At 68.9% G+C, this 18,962-nt stretch carries 16 protein-coding genes; 7 read left to right on the plus strand and 9 right to left on the minus strand.

Translation table 11 applies throughout. The annotated features are described in order from the left end of the window. Window position 1: 1 nt before the first annotated feature. The 6 genes from ABD297_RS04545 to ABD297_RS04570 all read right to left on the minus strand — a co-directional run bounded on the left by ABD297_RS04545 (window position 2) and on the right by ABD297_RS04570 (window position 5,131). Complete coding sequence (locus tag ABD297_RS04545; RefSeq protein WP_344253393.1) at window positions 2–220, minus strand: helix-turn-helix transcriptional regulator; 219 nt, start codon at window positions 218–220, stop codon at window positions 2–4. Window positions 221–238: 18 nt separating this feature from the next. After that, window positions 239–1,783, minus strand: coding sequence for a replication initiator (locus tag ABD297_RS04550; protein ID WP_344253395.1), 1,545 nt, complete (start codon window positions 1,781–1,783; stop codon window positions 239–241). A 3-nt stretch (window positions 1,784–1,786) separates the two neighbouring features. Then, a complete protein-coding gene (locus tag ABD297_RS04555; RefSeq protein WP_344253397.1) occupies window positions 1,787–2,152 on the minus strand; it encodes a WhiB family transcriptional regulator in 366 nt (121 codons plus the stop codon). Next, the gene (locus tag ABD297_RS04560; RefSeq protein ID WP_344253399.1) at window positions 2,152–3,180 is read right to left on the minus strand and encodes an FtsK/SpoIIIE domain-containing protein; all 1,029 of its coding nucleotides are present in this window, start codon (window positions 3,178–3,180) and stop codon (window positions 2,152–2,154) included. The genes ABD297_RS04555 and ABD297_RS04560 overlap by 1 nt, the downstream gene beginning before the upstream one ends. A 650-nt stretch (window positions 3,181–3,830) precedes the next feature. After that, a complete protein-coding gene (locus tag ABD297_RS04565) occupies window positions 3,831–4,271 on the minus strand; it encodes a plasmid replication, integration and excision activator (RefSeq protein WP_344253400.1) in 441 nt (146 codons plus the stop codon). 83 nt (window positions 4,272–4,354) lie between these two features. Next, on the minus strand, window positions 4,355–5,131 hold the full coding sequence (locus ABD297_RS04570) for a GntR family transcriptional regulator (protein WP_344253402.1): 777 nt from the start codon (window positions 5,129–5,131) through the stop codon (window positions 4,355–4,357). Window positions 5,132–5,172: 41 nt separating this feature from the next. On the opposite strand from ABD297_RS04570, the gene ABD297_RS04575 reads away from it, so the two are divergent. The 3 genes from ABD297_RS04575 to ABD297_RS04585 all read left to right on the plus strand — a co-directional run bounded on the left by ABD297_RS04575 (window position 5,173) and on the right by ABD297_RS04585 (window position 9,618). Continuing rightward, window positions 5,173–5,607 (plus strand): NUDIX hydrolase, encoded by a 435-nt coding sequence (locus tag ABD297_RS04575; RefSeq protein ID WP_344253404.1) that lies wholly within the window; start codon window positions 5,173–5,175, stop codon window positions 5,605–5,607. A gap of 50 nt (window positions 5,608–5,657) precedes the next feature. Continuing rightward, window positions 5,658–7,028 (plus strand): hypothetical protein, encoded by a 1,371-nt coding sequence (locus ABD297_RS04580; RefSeq protein ID WP_344253406.1) that lies wholly within the window; start codon window positions 5,658–5,660, stop codon window positions 7,026–7,028. A gap of 202 nt (window positions 7,029–7,230) precedes the next feature. Next, entirely contained in the window at window positions 7,231–9,618 is a 2,388-nt protein-coding gene (locus ABD297_RS04585) for a hypothetical protein (protein WP_344253408.1), read from the plus strand. A 219-nt stretch (window positions 9,619–9,837) separates the two neighbouring features. Here ABD297_RS04585 and ABD297_RS04590 read toward each other — a convergent pair whose 3' ends face one another. Beyond that, window positions 9,838–10,287 (minus strand): hypothetical protein, encoded by a 450-nt coding sequence (locus ABD297_RS04590; protein WP_344253410.1) that lies wholly within the window; start codon window positions 10,285–10,287, stop codon window positions 9,838–9,840. Window positions 10,288–10,937: 650 nt separating this feature from the next. Here ABD297_RS04590 and ABD297_RS04595 point away from each other — a divergent pair. The 3 genes from ABD297_RS04595 to ABD297_RS04605 all read left to right on the plus strand — a co-directional run bounded on the left by ABD297_RS04595 (window position 10,938) and on the right by ABD297_RS04605 (window position 15,737). Then, complete coding sequence (locus ABD297_RS04595; protein ID WP_344253412.1) at window positions 10,938–12,785, plus strand: glycosyltransferase family 39 protein; 1,848 nt, start codon at window positions 10,938–10,940, stop codon at window positions 12,783–12,785. 136 nt (window positions 12,786–12,921) lie between these two features. Then, window positions 12,922–15,186 carry a SpoIIE family protein phosphatase gene (locus tag ABD297_RS04600; protein ID WP_344253414.1) on the plus strand — a complete coding sequence of 755 codons (2,265 nt, stop codon included), beginning with the start codon at window positions 12,922–12,924 and terminating at the stop codon, window positions 15,184–15,186. Then, window positions 15,183–15,737, plus strand: a complete 555-nt coding sequence (locus ABD297_RS04605; RefSeq protein ID WP_344253417.1) for an STAS domain-containing protein — start codon at window positions 15,183–15,185, stop codon at window positions 15,735–15,737. Before ABD297_RS04600 ends, ABD297_RS04605 begins: the two co-directional genes overlap by 4 nt. Here the strand turns inward: ABD297_RS04605 and ABD297_RS04610 are convergent. Then, window positions 15,722–17,200 (minus strand): zf-HC2 domain-containing protein, encoded by a 1,479-nt coding sequence (locus ABD297_RS04610; protein WP_344253419.1) that lies wholly within the window; start codon window positions 17,198–17,200, stop codon window positions 15,722–15,724. The genes ABD297_RS04605 and ABD297_RS04610 overlap by 16 nt on opposite strands. Window positions 17,201–17,503: 303 nt before the next feature. Here ABD297_RS04610 and ABD297_RS04615 point away from each other — a divergent pair, with 303 nt between their 5' ends. Continuing rightward, window positions 17,504–18,115 carry a carboxymuconolactone decarboxylase family protein gene (locus ABD297_RS04615; RefSeq protein WP_344253421.1) on the plus strand — a complete coding sequence of 204 codons (612 nt, stop codon included), beginning with the start codon at window positions 17,504–17,506 and terminating at the stop codon, window positions 18,113–18,115. Window positions 18,116–18,203: 88 nt separating this feature from the next. Here the strand turns inward: ABD297_RS04615 and ABD297_RS04620 are convergent, their stop codons facing one another. After that, window positions 18,204–18,887 carry a DsbA family oxidoreductase gene (locus ABD297_RS04620; RefSeq protein ID WP_344253423.1) on the minus strand — a complete coding sequence of 228 codons (684 nt, stop codon included), beginning with the start codon at window positions 18,885–18,887 and terminating at the stop codon, window positions 18,204–18,206. Window positions 18,888–18,962 lie beyond the last annotated feature (75 nt).

Genomic DNA, 18,962 nt, shown 5'->3' on the forward strand with positions numbered 1-18,962 from the left:
CTCAGGCCACCTGGTCGCCGAACCACGCCCGGACCCGGTCCGGGTCGAAGCGCAGGTGCTTGCCCAGGCGAACGGCCGGCGGACCCTCACCACGGGTGCGCCACTGGTACAGCGTGTTCCTCGACACCCCGAGAAAGGCCGACACGTCGTCGACGGTCCATAGCTTCTCGCACGTCGGGGCAGGGTTCTTGGGTGCACTCGGCACGGGGGGCGTTCTCATTTCCGATCTCCTTGTCTCTCAGTTGGTTTGCGTACGTGACTGGGCGGCTCGCCATTGCGCGTGTTCGCGGGCGCGGGCTGCGGCGGCGCGAGCGAGTTCGGCGTCGCCGTCGGTCTCCCAGCCGGATCCGGCATAGGTCCACTGCCCGACGACGAGGGTGGTCTCGGTGTCGTCGTCAGCCAGGAGCTCGTCGAGGTCGCGGGTGTCGAGGGTGCGTCCCTCGCGGCTGGCGGTGGCGAGGCGGCGTTGGAACCGGGCGCGGGCGCGGCGCAGCCGACCGAGGGTGACGCTGTAGCGGCGTGACTTGGAGGAGAAGTGGCCGCGGAAGCCGAGCATGTGGGCCCACTTGCCCAGCAGCGCGTAGGGGTACTGGGCCATCGGTGCATCGGTGGCGGCCGCTTCGAAGCGCTGCCGGTCGACGGTCTGGGCGATGGTCGAACGAAGCCGGTGCAGGTGCGGGCTCGTCGCGTCGGTCGAGTCGGTCGCGGACTTCGTCGCGTACTTGGCGAGGTAACCGGCGACCTGTTCGGCTTCGAGTTGCTTCTCGGGGTCGTCGGTCCGGTGGGCGTCGCGGACCGGTCGGGCGTCGACCTGGCGGCCGAACCGGAGCCGTCGGACGAGGTCACCGCCGAGCAGGGGCGGGGCGTCGAACCACACCGACGCTGCTGCGGACTCGATCGCAGTCGAGAGCAGGGCTGCGGTGATCCCGACCGGGGCCGGCGCGTGCGAATCGCCGTCGGTTGTCTTCCCGTCGACGCGGACGAGGGCGTGGAAGTGGACGAGGCCGCGCAGCTGGTACTCGGCGACCTTGGCGAACTGGACGGTGGCGATCTTCGCGAGCCGGTTCGCGCTGATTCCCAGGACGCGGGCGAGGACGCGACGCAGCGCGATGGTGAACCGGCGCCACAGCTCGGGAGCCCACCACTGCCACACGATGTGCGATGGGTAGTCGTAGCAGTCGCCGCACAGCGGCTGCCCGAGCATCGGGTCACCGTCGGTGTGGGTGGCGTGGCAGACCGTCGACCGGTCGTGCGGGCACCGGTCTGCTTCGTCCTTGGCTCGATAGGGGCGGCAGCGTCGTCCGTTGCGGGTGCCGTGCACCGAGCCGAACGAGGGCGCGGTGAGGGTCGCGAACACGAGCGGGTTCTCCGACACCGTGTCGGGGACGCCCTTGCCGCCGACGACTCCTGCACGGATCAGGTGGAACGTGTCCGCGGCGTAGACGCGCGAGCAGGAGGGGCAGTCGGCGGCTCGGCGGTTGCCGCAGCGGACATGCAGGACGCCGAGGGGTTCCTCGTCTGAGGAGTACGACCCGAGGACCTCGCCCGTGCTCGCGTCGATGGTCTGGGCGTGACCGCGCAGGCGGATCGGCTTGGTGCAGTGGCCGACCCGGGCGGCGGTGGTGGCCCAGGCGTCGAAGTCGCGGGAAACGATCCGGTCGGTGATCTCTTGCTCGAGGCGGGGTGAGAGGTCGGGCAGGTCCAGCCCGGCGTCCGCGCTGTAGCCGGGGAACGATCCCGTGTCGGCGTGGCGGGACGTCGGGCTGAACTGCTGCACCGTCATGGGTCACGCAGCCTCCGGGTTCGACGGGGCGGCGATCGGCCAGCCCAGTACGTCGGCAAGCACGGCGAGAAGGGTCTCCCCGGTGGTCAGCCGTCGCTTGAGCGTGTGGCGTTCGGTCGCGTCGAGGCCACCCCACACCCCGTACTCCTCGTCGAAGACCAGCGCCCAGGCGAGGCACGGGCGGCGAACCGGGCACGAGGCGCAGATGGATGCGGCGCGGGCCTTGGTGCGCTGGCTGGTGTCGGCGAACCAGAGCTCGGGGTCGGTCTGGCGGCAGGTGCCGCGTTCCTTCCAGCCACCGCGTGCGAGAGCACGGAGCATCGGGCCGTGCCCGGCCTGCAGGGTGCGGTGGGGAGTCTGCGCGCTCATCAAGCCGCCTCCGGTCCGACGTCCGAACTCGACACCGAGCCCGCCTCTGATGGGGACTGCGGAGCAGTGACCCGGGGCCGTCGAGGAGTCCGCGGCTGACGCGGGGCCCGGGCCTTGCGCGACCGCACGGATGAGACCCCGCCTGGCGCGACGTCCACGGCCGATCCGCGGTCGACCTCCGCGTCCTCAACAGACTCGACCTGCTCGATGGGTTTGGAGGTGTCGGGGACGTAGGGCGCTGGGTTATGTGTGGCGACGTGGCGGACGAGGTCGTCGGGCCAGAAGTCGGCACGAACCCGGTCGGCGGACCCGTCTTCCTCGATGACCCACGCGGTGCCAGGCGTCGAGGGCGAGATGCGGTGTGCGGGTGCGAGGGCCGCGGCGCCGTCGCCGAGGACCATCCGAGTCTCGTCGGCCGACCGAAGCCGCAGCGCGAGGGTCTGGGTAAACAGGCCGCGCAGGCCGATGACCTCCTTGCGGGGATCCTGCACGCACGCCAGGACGATGACGCCGAGGGCGCGGCCTTGGGTCAGGACCTCGGCCAGCAACCGCGATGCCTCCTTGCGAACCTCGGGGTCGGCGTAGGCGGTCAGCACGGCGAGCTCGTCGATCGCGAGAACGTGCAGCGGATCCGAACTCGTGGGCTCGTGCAGCCGGGTGACGCCGGCCATCCGGTTCCCGCGCTCGTCGACGACCCGCAGCAGCCGGTTCAGGACATCGAGGGCCTGAGCGGGAGTGGTGGCGACGTCGGAGAACAGGTGCCTGCCCATCCCGACCTCGATGCCGCGTTTGAGATCGACACCCCACAGCCGGACCAACCCGGCGCGGACGGCGGGGGCGAGGCCGCCACAGACGCCCCAGAAGATCGACCCCTTCCCGGAGCCGGAGCAGCCGACGACGAGGGTGTGGCGCCCGGTCAGCGGAAGCAGCCACCGGGTGCCGTCCTGACGTCGACCAACCGGGACCGCGTCCACGAGGACATCGACGGGGGCCGAAGCTGCACGGACGGGCCCGAGGCGGTCGGCCATCACCAGGACGTACTCAACGGTCGATGGCGAGAGAGCGCGACAACGGAACGAGCGCGCCGACGCGGCAGCAGCCAGTGCCGGTGCAGCATTCTCCAGGTCTTCGACCGTCTGGCCGGTCCGGGCCCGAACGGTGACCGTCAGGGTGACGCCACGGGCGGTGACCGAGCAGAGCCGCGGATGCACCCACACCGTCGAGCGAGCAGAAGGCCGGCCCGGTGCGACTGCACGCAGGGCGGAGGTGGACCAGCTGGCGCGCTGGTCACGCTGCACCGACAAGCCGCACTCCCGAGCCAGGACCGGCCAGCGCCGACGGGCCCACCTGCGCCACGAGGCCCGCTTAAGAGGACCGGCTGCCCACCGCTCGTACGAGGCCGGCCACCAGCGAGCCCACACCACCGCCACCACAGCCGGGACGCCCCAGCCGAGGATGAGCACCCGGATCCCGGACGGCTGGCCATTCGGGAGAAGCCGCACGGCGAAGGCGAGGCTCGCGACAGAGACGACCCAGCGCAGGTGCCGGTACGTCCATCCCACGACTGCCCAGGCGAGGACCCCTCCGATACGCAGGGTCGAACCGACGTGCCCGGCAACGCGCGTCGCACTCGGGACGCCGCGCGAGTGTGTCAGGCCGGCCGAAACGGGGGCGCCCATTACGCCGCCCCCTTGGCCTGGCCGGACGAGGCGCCGGACTGGCTCGACTGGCCGGGAGCGATCATCGACTCGGCCCGGAAGGACCACGAGATCCGACCGCGACCCATCGCCGTCTCCTCGATCCACGGCAGCGCCGTGAGGCCGGTGAACTCGACCGGCGTCCACGGGAACGGCGTCTTGTTCTCCGGAGGCACCGGCTGCACCTTCGCGAAGAACTTCACCGTCACGGCGGTCTCCCGCTTGCTCGCCTCCTCGTCGGCGTCAAGCACCGTGACCGACCACACAAGCAGGCCCGTCTCCGGGTCGACCTGCTGAGGACGCGACCCGTCTGCGCGCTTCTCCGCGTTGAAGTCCAGGACGGGCTCAACCGAGCCCTTGAGGAACGCCCCGTTCGGGAAGACGTCGCCGAACCCAACCTTGAACCGCTTCTGCATTGCCATGTTTGCTCCTCATCCAGTCGTCTAGAGCAGTTGCTCCGTGACACTAGTAGAGCACTCATCTAGACAAGCAGCAAGAGATGGCGTCAGTTGGCCGGGAACCGGTACTCGAGGACGTAGCTCGGGGCGGCCTTCACAGTGTCCGTGAGTTCCACGGGTAAACCGTTGATGTCAAAGGCGATTCGTCGGACAGTGAGGACCGGTGTCCCGGCCGGTAGACGCAGCCGGCGTCGTTCCTCCGGCGAGGGCATTCGAGCGGCAACCTCCTCGGAGAACTCAGCCAGCGCGTGGCCAGCCTCCTCGATTCGCGCGTAGATGCCGCCGGGGCCGGTGTCTGCCTTCTCGATCGCGGTTCCCTTCGCGATCGACAGCGGCACATAGGAAGAAGCCAGCTCTACGGGCTGGCCATCCATCAGGTAGCGACGTCGACGCGCGACCACCCTCGACCGGGCCGGAAGGGACAGGAAATCGCGCACATCGCCAGACGCCACCTCGCTGCCGACCTCGATCTCGTCGACGGAGGGGACACCGACGCCCTCGGCCTCAGCGATGAAGGCAGCCTGTCCAGCCTCGCGATGCCGCCGAGCGAATCGGTCGGAGGCGACGCGCCGCACCACCGGACGCTCGCGGACGAACACACCGCGCCCATGCTCGGCGACCAGCAGCCCCTCCGCACTCAACTCACCCAGCGCCTGGCGCACGGTCATGCGCGCAACGCCGAAGTGCTCCCTCAACTGCGTCTCGGAGGGCACCTTGTCACCGGGAGCAATCCGACCCGATCGGATGGCCGCGCGCAGTGCTGTCGCGATCTGCTTGAAGGCAGGGGTGTCCGAGGCCTTGTCCACCTGGCCCAACTCCAGCATGGTCACTCCTCCAGACGTCTGTAGTACCTACACTTTGGCAGATGAGCACCCACGACGTCATCGAGACTCCACGGCACTCGGTCAGCGTGGCCGCCGCGATCTTCGACGACAGCGGCGAGAACGTCCTACTCATCAAGCGCCGCGACAATGGGGAGTGGGAACCACCAGGGGGAGTCCTCGAGCTCGACGAGACGATCGAAGAGGGGTTGCGGCGCGAGGTCCGGGAAGAATCGGGCGTGGAAGTCGAGGTGGGACCTCTCACTGGCGTCTACAAGAACATGAAACGAGGCATCGTTGCCTTAGTCTTTCGTTGCGACGCAATGAGCCCACCAGTGCTGGCAACGGACGAATCACTCGCGGTTCAATGGAAACCAGTTCAGGACGTCGACAACCTCCTGTCCCAATCGTTCGCTCAGCGCGTCCGCGACGCCCATCACAACGCGCAAGTCGCTATACGGGCTCATGACGGCTCCTAGCCCCTCGGCCACGCCAGGTCCCATCAGTGAAGCGATGGCACAATCACCTCGTGGCGCGCATCCCGAACCAGTCCGGGGACTCAGGTCCCGTTGAGGTCACTGCAGAGCATCGGGACGCATCGTCCGCCGTGCTCAGCCAACTGTGCGAGGAGGTGAGTTCTCCTGCACCTGCCTCAAAACCTCTGTGGGTGGAAGTCGGCCACTACGAACAGAACGGCTTCCTCAACCCAAGCCTGTATGGCTTCTGGGTCTTATCTCTGCTAGATACAGTCCCTCCAGAACCACAAATCCCGGGACTCCAAGAACTCGGCAGCGAATGGGTAGCCGAGCGAGTCTCAGAGTGGGCCTCTGCAGACGAAGTAGACGCGATCCTGAATGGGGAGCGTCGCAGTCTGCAGTCTCCCAATTCTAGTTCTGAAGAATTCCCGACAGTGTGGGCGTGCGTACTGGACACATCTATAGAAACTCAGATTGAGTCGACACTAACTTCTTTGGCCATGCTCCTCGCACGCCAAGAACTCGTCGCTCAGACCCCGGCGGAAGACGTAGAGACACTTTCGTCAGAGGCAGCACGTGTTGACGAAGAAACGACCAACATAGTCGGTGAAGAGATACGGGTGAACGGCTGGCGAAACGCGGCGAGGATCATTCAGGCGAGAGCTCGGGCGTCAGGTTTTTCGCTCCACGTCAGTTACCGAGCGACGATCATGTCAAACGAAACTGTGCGCTCGCGAATGCCTCTAATGCGGCACATCTATAACACCCTACCCTCCGCAAGGGGCGCTATCGATGGCATCGTTGGCATGATGACGCAGCCATGGCGGATCGCGGGGTCGTCGCCCATCCAGGCGTTGCAAGCCGCGCGAGACGCGATGGACGCAATCGGTGTATCCACACTGACAGCCCACTGTGCGCGTGATGCTTTTGTCTGCGGCGTGGGAGCGATCTCACTTGAGTCCGCACCGCTAGGCAATCCGTGGGTGATCCGACCCGAGAACATACTCGAAATCGGAAAAGATAGTGCCGTCATCAGAACGGAGTCCGGATCTGAGACTGTCAGACCAGCACTATGCATGAAGGGCGCTGAAGCGCCTCAGTCCAATTACGGTCTGAGTCTTTTGGAACCGTTGATCGTGAACTCTTCAAATAGAGATACGTTCCTCAAAACATTGATTACCTCGAAGGTTTTCCAGGGCGTAACCACACACGTCCCCCAGGAGGCCCTCGACTGGGCGCGGACCATGGAGCCGTTCGCTGCTCGCCAGTTGGAGCTGATCGATAATCGCGTCTCCGAGGTCTTCAATCCTGCGGCATTGAGGCTCTCCGAGCCAGCGAAGACAGACATCTATTCCCAAGGCTTTGCGCGGATGGAGCCAGCATTCGGAAGCATTTTCGTGGGCTCTAGAGAAACAGGGGAATAGATTGTCTGAGAATCGCCACAATCAACTTGTAGAAAGTGCCCTGCGGCTGCCAACTGAGACACTCAGGGCTCGATATCTACGTACCTTCAAGCGCAATCGAGCACGAACTGTAGGTTGGCTAGCTACTCGCCTACTCGTGCTCCTACGTCGTGCTCCTGATGCCTGGCTTACAAATCATTCAGCCGCACGGGTCATAGCGAAAATGGCCGTTCAAGCCGACATTATCGATCAGGAAGATGAGAAGGAAGCTGCGGATTGGCTGTCCGAAAACCCATTTGCATATAGCGTGATTACGGGGCGAGCCGCAAGCGCAGGCGAATCACGGGAGGCGCTTGCAGCCATCGCGAAGCTGCCTAAAGCACTTCGTGCCCAAGGAGCCATTTGGTTCGCACGACAAAGCCATCTCGACACTGAACTTCCCGATGTCATTTACAGCGCAATTGCGCTCGACGGTCCGGCGGCAACCGGGAGTCGGCTTCTCGACCTGACCCTACTTCAGGTTCCCAGAGTCGCTTCACGGCTCAGCGATGCGCAAGCACGTCACGTTCTTCGCGTCCTATGGCAACTGGCGTCCGCGCCCGTGGACCCCTACGACTCGAAGTCCAAGCGCACTAACGCAGGAACCGCCCTGGTTCGGCTTCTTGAGATGCGACCGGAGCTCGAGCCGACATTCGCCGGCTTCATACGTGATGACTCAAAAGGGACACGACGGGGAGGCCTCGACTTCGTTGCGAGAGCCGTGCGAGCCACGTCTACGAGTCCTTCCGCGAGGATGATCAACGCTGCCAAGGAGTTCAAGCTCTCCAACTCTGAATGGCTCAGATTCTGTGACGTAGCGGAACTAAATCAAAGAACGTTTCAGGAGCCAATCAGGCGCACGCCCACGATCTCGATTAGCCGACGGGCGCGAGTCCAACGCGCAATGGCTGGAGCCATCATTGCCTTTTCACCCATTGCTGTTGTTGCGCTTGCGCAATGGCTTTCTTGGTCGCAACCCAAACTGTTCGAGAACCTCGACGTGTCGGGTGTCCCTCTAGACGGCGCTATCGCCCTGGCGGCGCTGATAGCCACCATCAACGTGTTCACTGTCCAGCTCTCGACAACCCGCCTCCCCAGCACGGTGGCGCGAGTGGCGGGCCAACCGCGCGCACTTCTTGGTTCGTACGCCTCCGCATTGACTCTCCTCGGCGTCACCGCCTATCAGCCCAAGCCCCGTCCGACGATATGGACCGTGGCTGAACTGCTTCTTACAGGGGCTTCGTTAGCCTGGCTGGCCGTAGCTTTGGTGTGGATCTTCCGCCGAACGGACCCCGCAGAGGCATGCAAGGTCTACGTGGAACGAAATCTGCACAAGTGGGCACGCGCGGGGAGGGAATGGGGGGCGATTCAATGGCGGGCTATCCAGCTGGAACGTGGCCTGGCCGCCCTGCCGTTCGTCGAGACTGGCGCGAGTGAACTGATTGGACATGACGTGGCGCGCTTCGTTGCGCCGACGCGAGGGGTCCTTCTACCGAGTAGAAGACTGACGAAAGCCGTCCTTCGGGATGCGACATTCGCAGAGGGCTCGCGGCTGCACATCACAAGTGCGATGGGAATAGTCGTCGCCTCCGGCGTTCCGCTCGCGTTCCTCCGCCCTGCAGGCAACCGCGCGCTTCCTCGCGGTATCCAGAAGAAGGTAAGAGCGCTGCTGGCACCATTGCCCGCGGAACCCTACGAAGACGTGAGCACCCAGACAATATCCCTCGCCGCCCTTGCTCTTCGCAGCGCAGCCGATGGCGATACCCGACTGGGAGAAGCCATCGCTGAGCAGTCGGGACGGGTTTTGGCGATCTTCCTTGCTGGCGCTCAAGGCCAGCGGGACCGATATCGTCATCGCTTCTCAAGTTCGAACCCCGACCGTGCCAGTAGAGGCGGCGACGTCTTCCCAGTTGCCCCCGCTCTGCGCGATCTCTTCACACTTCTCTCAACGACTCACACCGCCGCTCCTGGCGCTAGTGGAGTGGCTGACGTTCTACTCAAGTTGTCCCTCAATGCATCTGCTGCAGAAGATCAAGCGCCCACCATTCTGCTGGGAGTGCTCGCCGAGGTCGATCGAGACGCGGCCGCCGCCGACAGGCTATGCGATTGGTATCGGCTTGCCGGAATTTGTGCGCTGGAACAGCGAAACGCCATGACTTTTCAACTCATTTTGGACAAGCTCGAAAGACTTACCAATGAGGCCAGAGTGCGTCTTGCCGCGGTGCGAGCGCTGGTGGCGCTGGCGGCAGCGTCAGTTCGACTCGATCCCGAGCAGGTAGAGAAGGTTTGGGGGGTCATCCGGCAGATTGCAGACCAGGATCCCAAGGCGTTCGCCCGTGAAGTGTTGCAAGTTGGTGCCGTGTCTTTGGACGGGGGCGCTTTTCCAACCAGCCTGTCCTGCGCGCAGTGGTTCCACGCCAGAACATTGGTGGCCACCCTGGAGGAACGCACAGGGCTCGACAACGTCTTCGCCGAATCGGCGTTCGCGAAATTGAACTCAGTGCGGTTGGGTGACTCTCCCACGGGTGCTCTGGAGGCGTTCCGAGATTTCACCCGCGTCGTATGCATCTGAGGTGGCGCCTCAGGGGATCGTGTCCCGAATCGAGTCCCGTCTCACGTTGCGGGTGACATGTGCCAGAGACTCGTGCCAGTGACTTGGGCTAGAGGTCGTGAAGAGTTTCTGTACTGGCTCAAGCGCGCCTCCGGCGCGAAGAAGCGCGGGACCCCGCGATGGGGACCCCGCGCTCCGGCGCTGGCGCGCCTGCGCGCACCCCACCGCACCCCGCGCCCACTACATGACGAGCGGCTTCCCGAGCGTGCCAGCAACCTCACGCATCCCCCGCTCAAAGCCCTTCCGCGCCCCGGGCACAAAGAGGTACTCGGTCAGGACCTTCAGTTCACGCACAGACCCGTCCGCCATGTGCAGCTGCGGGACAAGGCTCGGTGTCGGCGGAAGGGTCCCGACCTGCCGCTGCGCCACGCTCACGCTCTGAACCTGTTCGGCTGGGATGCGCTTGCGACCAAGAACGCCGGGTATGGACAAGCCGTCAGGCCCGAATCCAACCCACAAACGCGACGCCACGATCAGGGCGACCGGGACTCCAACAAACAAGACCACCTTGCCGATGGGCGGCCCTGGGAAGTCCCAAGTAACAACTCCGATGAGAACCATGCCAAGCGCCATGGTTACGAGAACGGTGGCCCAGAACGACCAGGCTCTTCGCCCGACAATGAAAGTCACGCGCGGAGTCTCGCACACCGATCCCTCGCGTTGACTCCGTCTTCGGAGCGACGCGTGACGCACCCTGAGTTGGCTACCGCCAAAACCGGGACCGGCTGCCACCTTGGTCTCTCGCTGAGGCGCAGGCGCTTGGGACGAGGGAGGCCCCAGCCGGCGTGTGCGGGGCTGGCTTCCAAGAAGGACCACTGCCCACCTCGAGCGCGTGGCGGTGTCAACGACCCGCGCGGCTGGCATCCAAGAGCGCCTTCTGCGCGGCACCGCCCAGCCCAGATCGTCTCGGTCACTGCGCAGACCCGCGTGGCGCATTTGTGGCACATGGCGTCCGAGCAGGTCGCCCGCGAGGCCCCGACAACGACAGGCGATCACGCACGCCAGTAGCCAACCCAAACCCCCTGAAAACAGGGCATATTCGGCTCCTAAAGCGGGTGTCGCAGGTTCGAATCCTGCCGGGGGCACCAGACGTCTACGACTCCGCCCGATGCATGACGAGCCCGACTGTGCCTGGGCCGTCCCCACGGCCACCAGCCAACAGCGCTCGGGTCCACCGCCATCACGCCGCCCCGCCGTGAACCATCGCCGATGCCCCGATGTCATGAAAGGACCAGCGGGCTGTGATCGGACGGCCAAGCTGCATGGCTACCGTCCGCCCCATGAGTCTGGCTGTGCGCCGCCCTGCCCGGGAGGTCTTCGTCGTGGCGAGCGCCTCGGCTCGCGAGCGGTGGGTCGCGTTGGCGTGCTCGTTCGCGATCGCGGCGACCTACGTGCTGATCGCCGGACTCGACGGCGCGCTCGGAGTCCCCCGCAACGACGACTGGGGCTACTACCGGACCGCCTTCGACGCGCTCCACCAGGGCTGGTTCGCCCCCGACCCGTTCACCCGGACGATGCTGGTGGGGCAGATCCTCCTGGCCCAGCCGGTCATCGCGGTCTTCGGCGCCTCGATCGTCCCGCTGCAGCTCTTCGGGGCCGTGTTCTCCGCGATCGGCCTCTGGGCCTGCTACCTCGTGGTCCGGCATTTCCTCGAGGTCCGCTGGGCCGTCTTCAGCGTCGCGTGCCTCGCTCTGGGCCCGATCTACGGGTCGCTCGGGCCGACGTTCATGTCGGACGGGCCGAGCTTCGCCCTGCAGGCCCTGACCCTGCTGGCCGGGCTGAGAGCCCTGACCGCACGACGACGGCCGTTGGCGTGGCTCGCGGCGTCGCTCACCCTGGCGCTCGCCGCCTTCTCGGTGAGGGAGTATGCCGTCGCATCGGCGATCGCCGTGCTCGCCTGCTTCCTGCTCTCCCGCAGGCTCCTGCAGCGCAACCCCACCCCGGGGCCGGAGGCCGTGCGGGTGCGTCGGGAGCGAATCGGCGCCGTCGGGATGGGTCTGGTCTGGCTCTTGTGCGCCGGCGCCCTCTACGTGTGGCGGGCGCAGCTCAGCGGCCCCGGCGCCGCCCCCGACCTGCACTGGACCGCCCCGGCCCACAACACCGTTCGCGTCGTCTTCACCTGCGCCCTGCTGGTCGCACCGGCCGTGATGCTCTTCTGGCGATGGCCCCACACGCCGTGGACGTGGCGCCGGTGGGTGGCACTGGCGGTGGCGCTGGTGCTCGTCGTGCCCCGCGCCGTCTTCAGCCCCAACCCGATCCTGACCGGCAACTACGTCAGCGCGAGCGGCGCCTACCCCCAGACGCTCTACGGCGGCCAGCCCGCGCTCATCGCGCGTCCCGTCTGGGTCGCGATCCTGGTGCTGACGAGCGCGGCCACCCTCACCGTCGTCGCCGGGATCCTCGAGGCGGTGCTCGCCTGGGTGGTCCGCCGCACCCAGGGCCGAACGAACCGACCGGGCCGCCCAGCCCCGACCGCCCCGGCCATTCCAACCACCACCCCGACCACCCCTACCGCGAGCGTCGACCCCGAGGCGAAGCAGCCGGCATACGCCCTCTGGGTGCGCGAGCCCGCGCTCGTCCTTGCCCTGGCCTACAGCGCGGCCACGCTCGTGACCGTGCTGGGCGTCAGCCTGCTCGTCCCGTGGGTCGGCGACCGGTACCTGTTCCCCGTGGTGCCCTACCTCGCGGCTGCCGTGGTCTGGCTGGCCCGACGGACCATGCCGACGAGGATGCCCCGGTCCTCGCACGTCGTCGGTGCTCTCGGGCTCGTGGGCCTCGCCGTGCTCGGCGCCTTCCAGGTCGACGCGGCCGCGACCTTCGACGGGGCCAAGTGGCAGATGGGACAGGCCCTGACCCGGGCCGGGCACCAGCCCCAGACCGTCGACGCCGGGCTCGAGTGGTTCGGCTACCACCAGCCGACCGCGATCCTCAACCACTTCGCCCCCTACCGCGGGCACGCGTTCTGGGTGGGGCTCTTCGACAACGCTCGCGTCTGCGTGCAGGTCACCCGCGCCGCCCCGTCACGCACGAGGGCGACCGCTCCCCTGCCGTTGATGTCGCTGCGCGCCGAGGGCCTGCTCGGCTCGCGGTTCCTGCTCGACGCCAGGCCCGCCCACCTGCGCTGCTGACGCGAGGGGTGCGGCCGACCTCGCGCGAAGCGCCGACGTCACCCATTCGCCATGGACGAAAGGCTCGTCAGGGCACACTCCGTGCTCCTAGAGTCGGTGCCATGGTGGGGCGTGGGCGGCTGGGCTGCTCCCGACGATGACGGCCAGCGTGGGGGCGGCGGACACCTCGGGCCGTGCCGCCCTGCCCGTCAGCACCACCCACGCGGCGCCCGAACCACCCGAAGGCCGCGAAACGCCCAGGCCCGACAGAGCCTCCTCACCAACCACCATCGCCGGTCGCGTCACGATCGCTCGCAGACTGGGCCGCCTCGTCGTCATCGCCGTCGCCTACTACGTCGGTGCACGCCTCGGCCTCAAGCTGTCGCTCGTTGGCAACGACGTCACGCCGCTCTGGCCGCCGACCGGGGTCGCGGTCGCTGCGCTCGTCGTCGTCGGCCGGTCCTACTGGCCGGCCATCGCCGTCGCCGCCCTCGCCGTCAACCTCCCCCTCAGCGCCACCCCGCTGGCCGCCGGAGTCACCGCGATCGGCAACACCCTCGCCCCCGTCGTGGCCGTCACCCTCCTGCAACGGGTCGGCTTCCGGCGCGAGCTCGACCGGCAGCGCGACGCCATGGCGATCGTCTTCCTCGGCGCGCTGGCGAGCATGCTCGTCAGCGCCACCGTCGGCGCGGTCACCCTCCTCGCCTCCGGCTCGATCACGTCGGCGCAGCTGCCCGCGGCCTGGGCCGTGTGGTGGACCGGCGACGCCATGGGGGTGCTGACCGTCGCCCCGTTCCTCCTGTGCCTCCCCCTCTTCTGGGAGCAGCGCCGCTGGCCCCTGCGCCAGTGGCTCGAGGCGACCATGGTGCTCGTCGCCGCGACGGCGGTGATCGCGGCCGCCTCGCTGACCCAGCTGCCCGTCCTCTTCCTCGCCCTGCCGGTCCTCGGCTGGGCGGCCTGGCGGCTGCAGCTGCGAGGCGCCGCGCCCGCCGCCCTCATCGCCGCGGTCCTCGCGACGTGGTCGGCCGCCCAGATGATCGGGCCCTTCCGCGGGATGACGCTGCTCGAGCAGATGGTGACGCTGCAGTCCTTCAACGCGTGCGTCGCCCTCACGTCGTTCTTCCTGGCGGCGCTCGTCAGCGAGCGCATGCAGACCGCGGCCGAGCTCGGCGCCGCCACCTCGGAGCTCGAGCGTCGCGTCGAGCGCCGCACGGCGCAGCTGTCGGCCGCCAACACCCGGCTCGTCCAGGAGATCCAGGAGCGGGCCGAGGCGCAGGAGCTGCTGAGCCACGAGGAGGCCCGGGCCCAGCGCGAGCACCAGATCGCCGAGACGCTCCAGCGCAGCCTCCTGCCCGACCGCCTGCCCGACGTGCCCGCGATGGCGCTCGCCGCGCGCTACGTCCCCGCGACGGCCGACGTGCAGGTCGGGGGCGACTGGTACGACGTCGTCCAGCTCCCCGGCGGACTGCTCGGCCTCGCGATCGGCGACGTCGCCGGCCACGGCCTGCACGCCGCCGCGACGATGGTGCAGGTGCGCATGGCGCTACGCGCCTACGCCCTGCAGGACCCGTCGCCGCCCTCGGTCATGCGCGGCGTGCACCAGCTCGTCTCCCAGCTCCCGGTCCCCGAGATGGTGACGCTCACCTACCTCGTCTTCGACCCCGCCACCCGGCGGCTGCGCTGGAGCAACGCCGGCCACCCTCCCGCCCTCGTGGTCCTGGACGGCGCCGGAACGTTCCTCAGCGGCGCGCTGTCGCCCCCCGTCGGGGTCACCGCCGACGGTTCGTTCACCGAGGCCAGCGCGGACCTGGCCCCCGGGGCCACGCTGCTGCTCTACACCGACGGGCTCATCGAGCGCCGCGGCGTCTCCCTCACCGACGGGCTCGACCGCCTCGCGCACGAGGCTTCGGCAGCCACACCGGACGACGGCCTCGAGGCCCTCTGCGACCGGCTGCTCGAGACCTTCCTCGACGAGCAGCACATCGAGGACGACGTGGCCATCCTCGCGATGCGCCCGGCTCCGTCGGTCGACGGGGAGCTCGACGTCCGGCTGCCGGCGGAGGCCCGCAACCTCGTCCAGGTCCGCAGCGCCCTGCGCCGTTGGCTGCGTGAGTCCGGCGTCTCCGAGGACGACACCAACGAGGTCCTCGTGGCCTGCGGTGAGGCCTGCGCCAACGTCGTCCAGCACGCCTACAGCGAGGACACCGTGAGCGGCGAGCTCGTCCTCGAGGCCCGGCTCGACGGCGACCGCCTCGAGGTGCGCGTCCGTGACCGCGGGCACTGGCGCCCGGCCGCCGAGCGCGGAGGCGGGTGGGGCCTGCAGCTCATGGGCGCCCTCATGGACGACGTCGCGGTCGAGCACGCCCCAGGCGGCACCGTGATCCGCCTCCGACGACGGGTCCGTCTCGAGGAGCGCGCGTGAGCGACCTCGCCCGCGTCCACACGACCCGCACCGGCACCACCGAGCTCGCCGCGGTCACGGGCGAGCTCGACCTCTCCAACGCCCACGCCATCATCGACGCCCTGGCCCACGCCGTCCCCGACGACGTCACGCTCGTGGTCCTCGACCTCACCGGCACCACCTACGTCGACAGCGCCGCGATCGCCGCCCTCTTCCGCCTCTCCCAGCGCCTGCGCGACCGACGCCAGGACCTCCGCCTCGTCGTGCCGGACGCCTCGCCGATCCGGGTCGTGGTCGAGCTGACCCGGCTGAGCCAGGTGGTCCCCGTCGACGAGAGCGCCCCCGAGCTCTCCGAGGACCCGATGACGTATGCCGTCCTCCCGCACCCGGGCGACCCCGCTCCGTCGGCGCCCGCTCCATCCCAGACACCGACGCCCACACCCGCGCCCACGACGTCCACGCATACGGACGCGACGACGCACACCGACTCGACGACGACCGGCCGCGACCCGTCAGCCCCGGCGCACCCGTCGACGGGTGCGGCTGACGACACCGGTCAACGCAGCGGGTAGTCCCCCGAGCCCGGGAGCGTGGCCCCGGACCGGTCGGTGAAGAGCGCCGTCAGCACGCCGGTCACGTCGGGGCTGACCCGCGTCACCTCGATGACGAGGTCACCTCCGAGGAGCCGACCGTCGTACACGGCCGTCGGAGAGCTCAGCCGTTCCCGCGGGCGGCCACCGCGGACGTCCTGCACCGACGTGATGAGCCAGCCGGCGGGCACCTGGAGATGGGCGAGGTAGCCGCGGTCGCTGGGGGCCAGGCGCCGGCTCGTGACCGCGCCGACCGGGCCAGGCCGGGTCGTCGAGGGCCCCGGTGTGGTCGGCGGCGACGGGGTCGAGGGCGATGTCGGCACCGTCGTCGAGCCGGCGGCCCGACCGGACGCGCCACCCGCACTCGTCGTCGAGCGGGCTTGTCGCACCAGGCTTCCCGGCCCTGTGGCAACTGCCGAGCCACCACCGGACTGGTAGCGCAGGACGCTCTCAGCCGTCGCGACCCCGATGACCGGCCTCGGCGCGACGGCCGCGGTGGTGCCCTCGCTGGGGTAGGTCGACTCCGTCTCGTCAGCAGACCTGGTCGACGTCCCACCGCCCGCGGGCCCGTTCGCGGTGGCGGGGAGCGTCGGCCCGAGCTGGAAGACGTAGAGGGCGACCGCGGCGACGAGCGCCGCAGCCGCCAGCACCAGGGCGACCCACCGCCCGGGCACCGACAGCACCCGCTCGGCCGTGTCCCACCCCGGCGCCGCGTCCGGGTCGCCGACGGCGGCTCCCGGCGATGCACCGTCCTCGCCTGCACCCGGCACCGAGGCGACACCGACGGCGAGCGGCGCCGAGGCCTCCTGCACCACCTGGCGGACGCCCACGTCGGCACCCTCACCGATGTCGTCACGTACGTCGGGCGGCGCGAACGCGCCGGGCAACAAGGCCGGCGCGACGCGCAGCCGGATCGCGGCATCGACGTCGACGACATCGGCCACGCCGGCTCGGCAGGCGGCGCAGCCGTCGAGATGGTCCTCGACGCTCTGGCGGGCGCCGTGCGGGAGCGAGTCGCGCACGTAACCACCGAGCTGCCGCCGCGCCTCGCGGCAGTCCGGATCGGTGGCGTGGGCGACGAGCTCGGACAGCAGCGCCAGGCGGAACCGCATACGGGCCTGCCGGCCCTGGGTCGCCACGCCGCTCGAGGTGGTGCCGAGCGCCGGCGCGATCTGGCGCGGCTTCTCCTCGTGGATGACGAGCCGCCACAGCAGGGAGCGCGACTCGTCGCTCAGCGACCGCCACGCGGCCCAGACCGCCTGCCGCTCCCCCGCCTCGACCGCCTCGACCGCCTCGAGCGCCTCGGTCACCTCGGGGACGGACTCGACCGCCTCCGGCGCAGGCTCGACGACACCGTCCACGGCACCGTCGCTCGGGGCACCCGACAGCTCCACGGCGCCCTCGTGCCCGGCGTCGCGCTCGTCGTCCGACCGCCCCACTCTCACCCACCCCGGTCTGCCGACCTCGTCGGCTGCTCGACCTCGCTGCCCAGGTGCGTCACCGGCGCCGGGTCCCCCGACCCGTCTCGCGCGACCAGCACGCACCTTCGGACATCCTTCCCCGAGAGGCAGGCCCCAGGGGCGAATCCCGCCGCGACATGCCCACAACTGTGACCTCCGCCCCGCACCATGAGCGTTTCGCCCCTTTTGACCATCTCGCTGGCGACGCTCCCCGCCTCGGATCCCTCGGTGCGCGTGGAGCCTTCGTGCGACCATAAATGAGGCGGTCCGACATCCGAGGGAGTCACCATGGAGCCCACGAACCCGAGCCACGGCTTCCTCGAGGAGCCCCCGATCTCGCCCGAGATCCAGGCCCTCTTCGACGCCGACGTCGCCGACCACGGCTACGTCATGAACCTCACCCGGGTGTGGGCGCAGGCTCCGGCCGCCAAGGTCGCCCTCTTCGGGCTGCTCGCCGACATGGCGCAGCTGGCGGGCCTGACCTTCCGGCAGCGCGGCATCCTCATCTCGGCGACGGCCTCGACCGTGGGCGACGCCTACTGCTCGCTGGCCTGGGGCGCGCGCCTCGCGACGGCGGCCGGTGACCACGTGGCCGACGCCGTTCTGCGCGGTGACGACGAGCCGCTCGAGGCGGCCGACCTGGCCCTCGCCCGGTGGGCGCGGGCCGTCGCCGCCGACCCCAACGCGACCACCCCTGCCGACCTCGAGCCGCTCCGGGCTGTCGGTTTCGACGACCGCCAGATCTTCGCGGTCACGGTGTTCGTCGCGCTGCGTCGCGCGTTCTCCACCGTCAACGACGCGCTCGGGCCGGCACCGGACCGCCAGCTGCGCGATGACGCGCCGGGAGCCGTCGACACCGCGGTCTCCTACGGCCGCACCGCCGCGGAGCTGCCCTCCTGACCGAGGCTCGTATGCCGTCCGCGACTTCCCTGTCGTCCGCCCACTCGCGCTCGGGGCCCTTGACGCGTGAGGCGCTACAGGCCCCGGGTCAGACGGTCTGCGTGGCGACGCCGCGCAGGAGGGCGAGGTAGTCCTCGACGGGCCGCGCACCCGACACGGCGGCATACCCGTTGGCGAGGACGAACGGCGTCGAGGTGACGCCCATCGACCGGGCCTGCGCCTCGTCGGCGCGCACCTGGTCGGCGTAGGCGTCGGATGCCAGGACCGCGGACACGCGGCGCTCGTCGAGGCCGCACTCGGCGCTGAGCCGCTGCAGCACCTCGTGGTCGTCGATGGCCAGGCCCTCACCGAAGTGGGCGGAGTGGAAGCGCTCGACGGCGGCCGACCTCAGCGCGGGACCGCCCATCTCGCCGGCCAGGGCACACAGCCGGTGGGCGTCGAAGGTGTTGGCGCGCACGGCGCGGTCCCAGTCGAAGACGAGGTCGTCGGCCTCGGCGACCTCGCTGGCCCTGGCGTTCATCAGGCGTCCGGCGCCAGCGTCTCCGCCGTGCCTGATCGACAGGTGCTCGCTGACGGGCACCGCGCCACCGACCGGGACGTCCGGGTCCAGCTGGAAGGACCGCAGGCGCACCGTGACGTCGTGCGGACGCTCGAACGCGGCGACGGCGGCCTCGACGCGCCGCTTGGCGACCCACGAGTAGGGGCAGACCAGGTCGCTCCAGAGGTCGAGCTCGATGAGGGTCGTGGACTCGGCGGCAGTCTGGTCGGTCATCGGTTCAGTCAACCACGGACGAACCGGTCACCGGGAAGAGCGCTGCGCCCCCACCGGAACCGGTGGGGGCGCAGC

The sequence above is a fragment of the Terrabacter carboxydivorans genome (assembly GCF_039532035.1).
GTDB classification, from domain to species: domain Bacteria; phylum Actinomycetota; class Actinomycetes; order Actinomycetales; family Dermatophilaceae; genus Terrabacter; species Terrabacter carboxydivorans.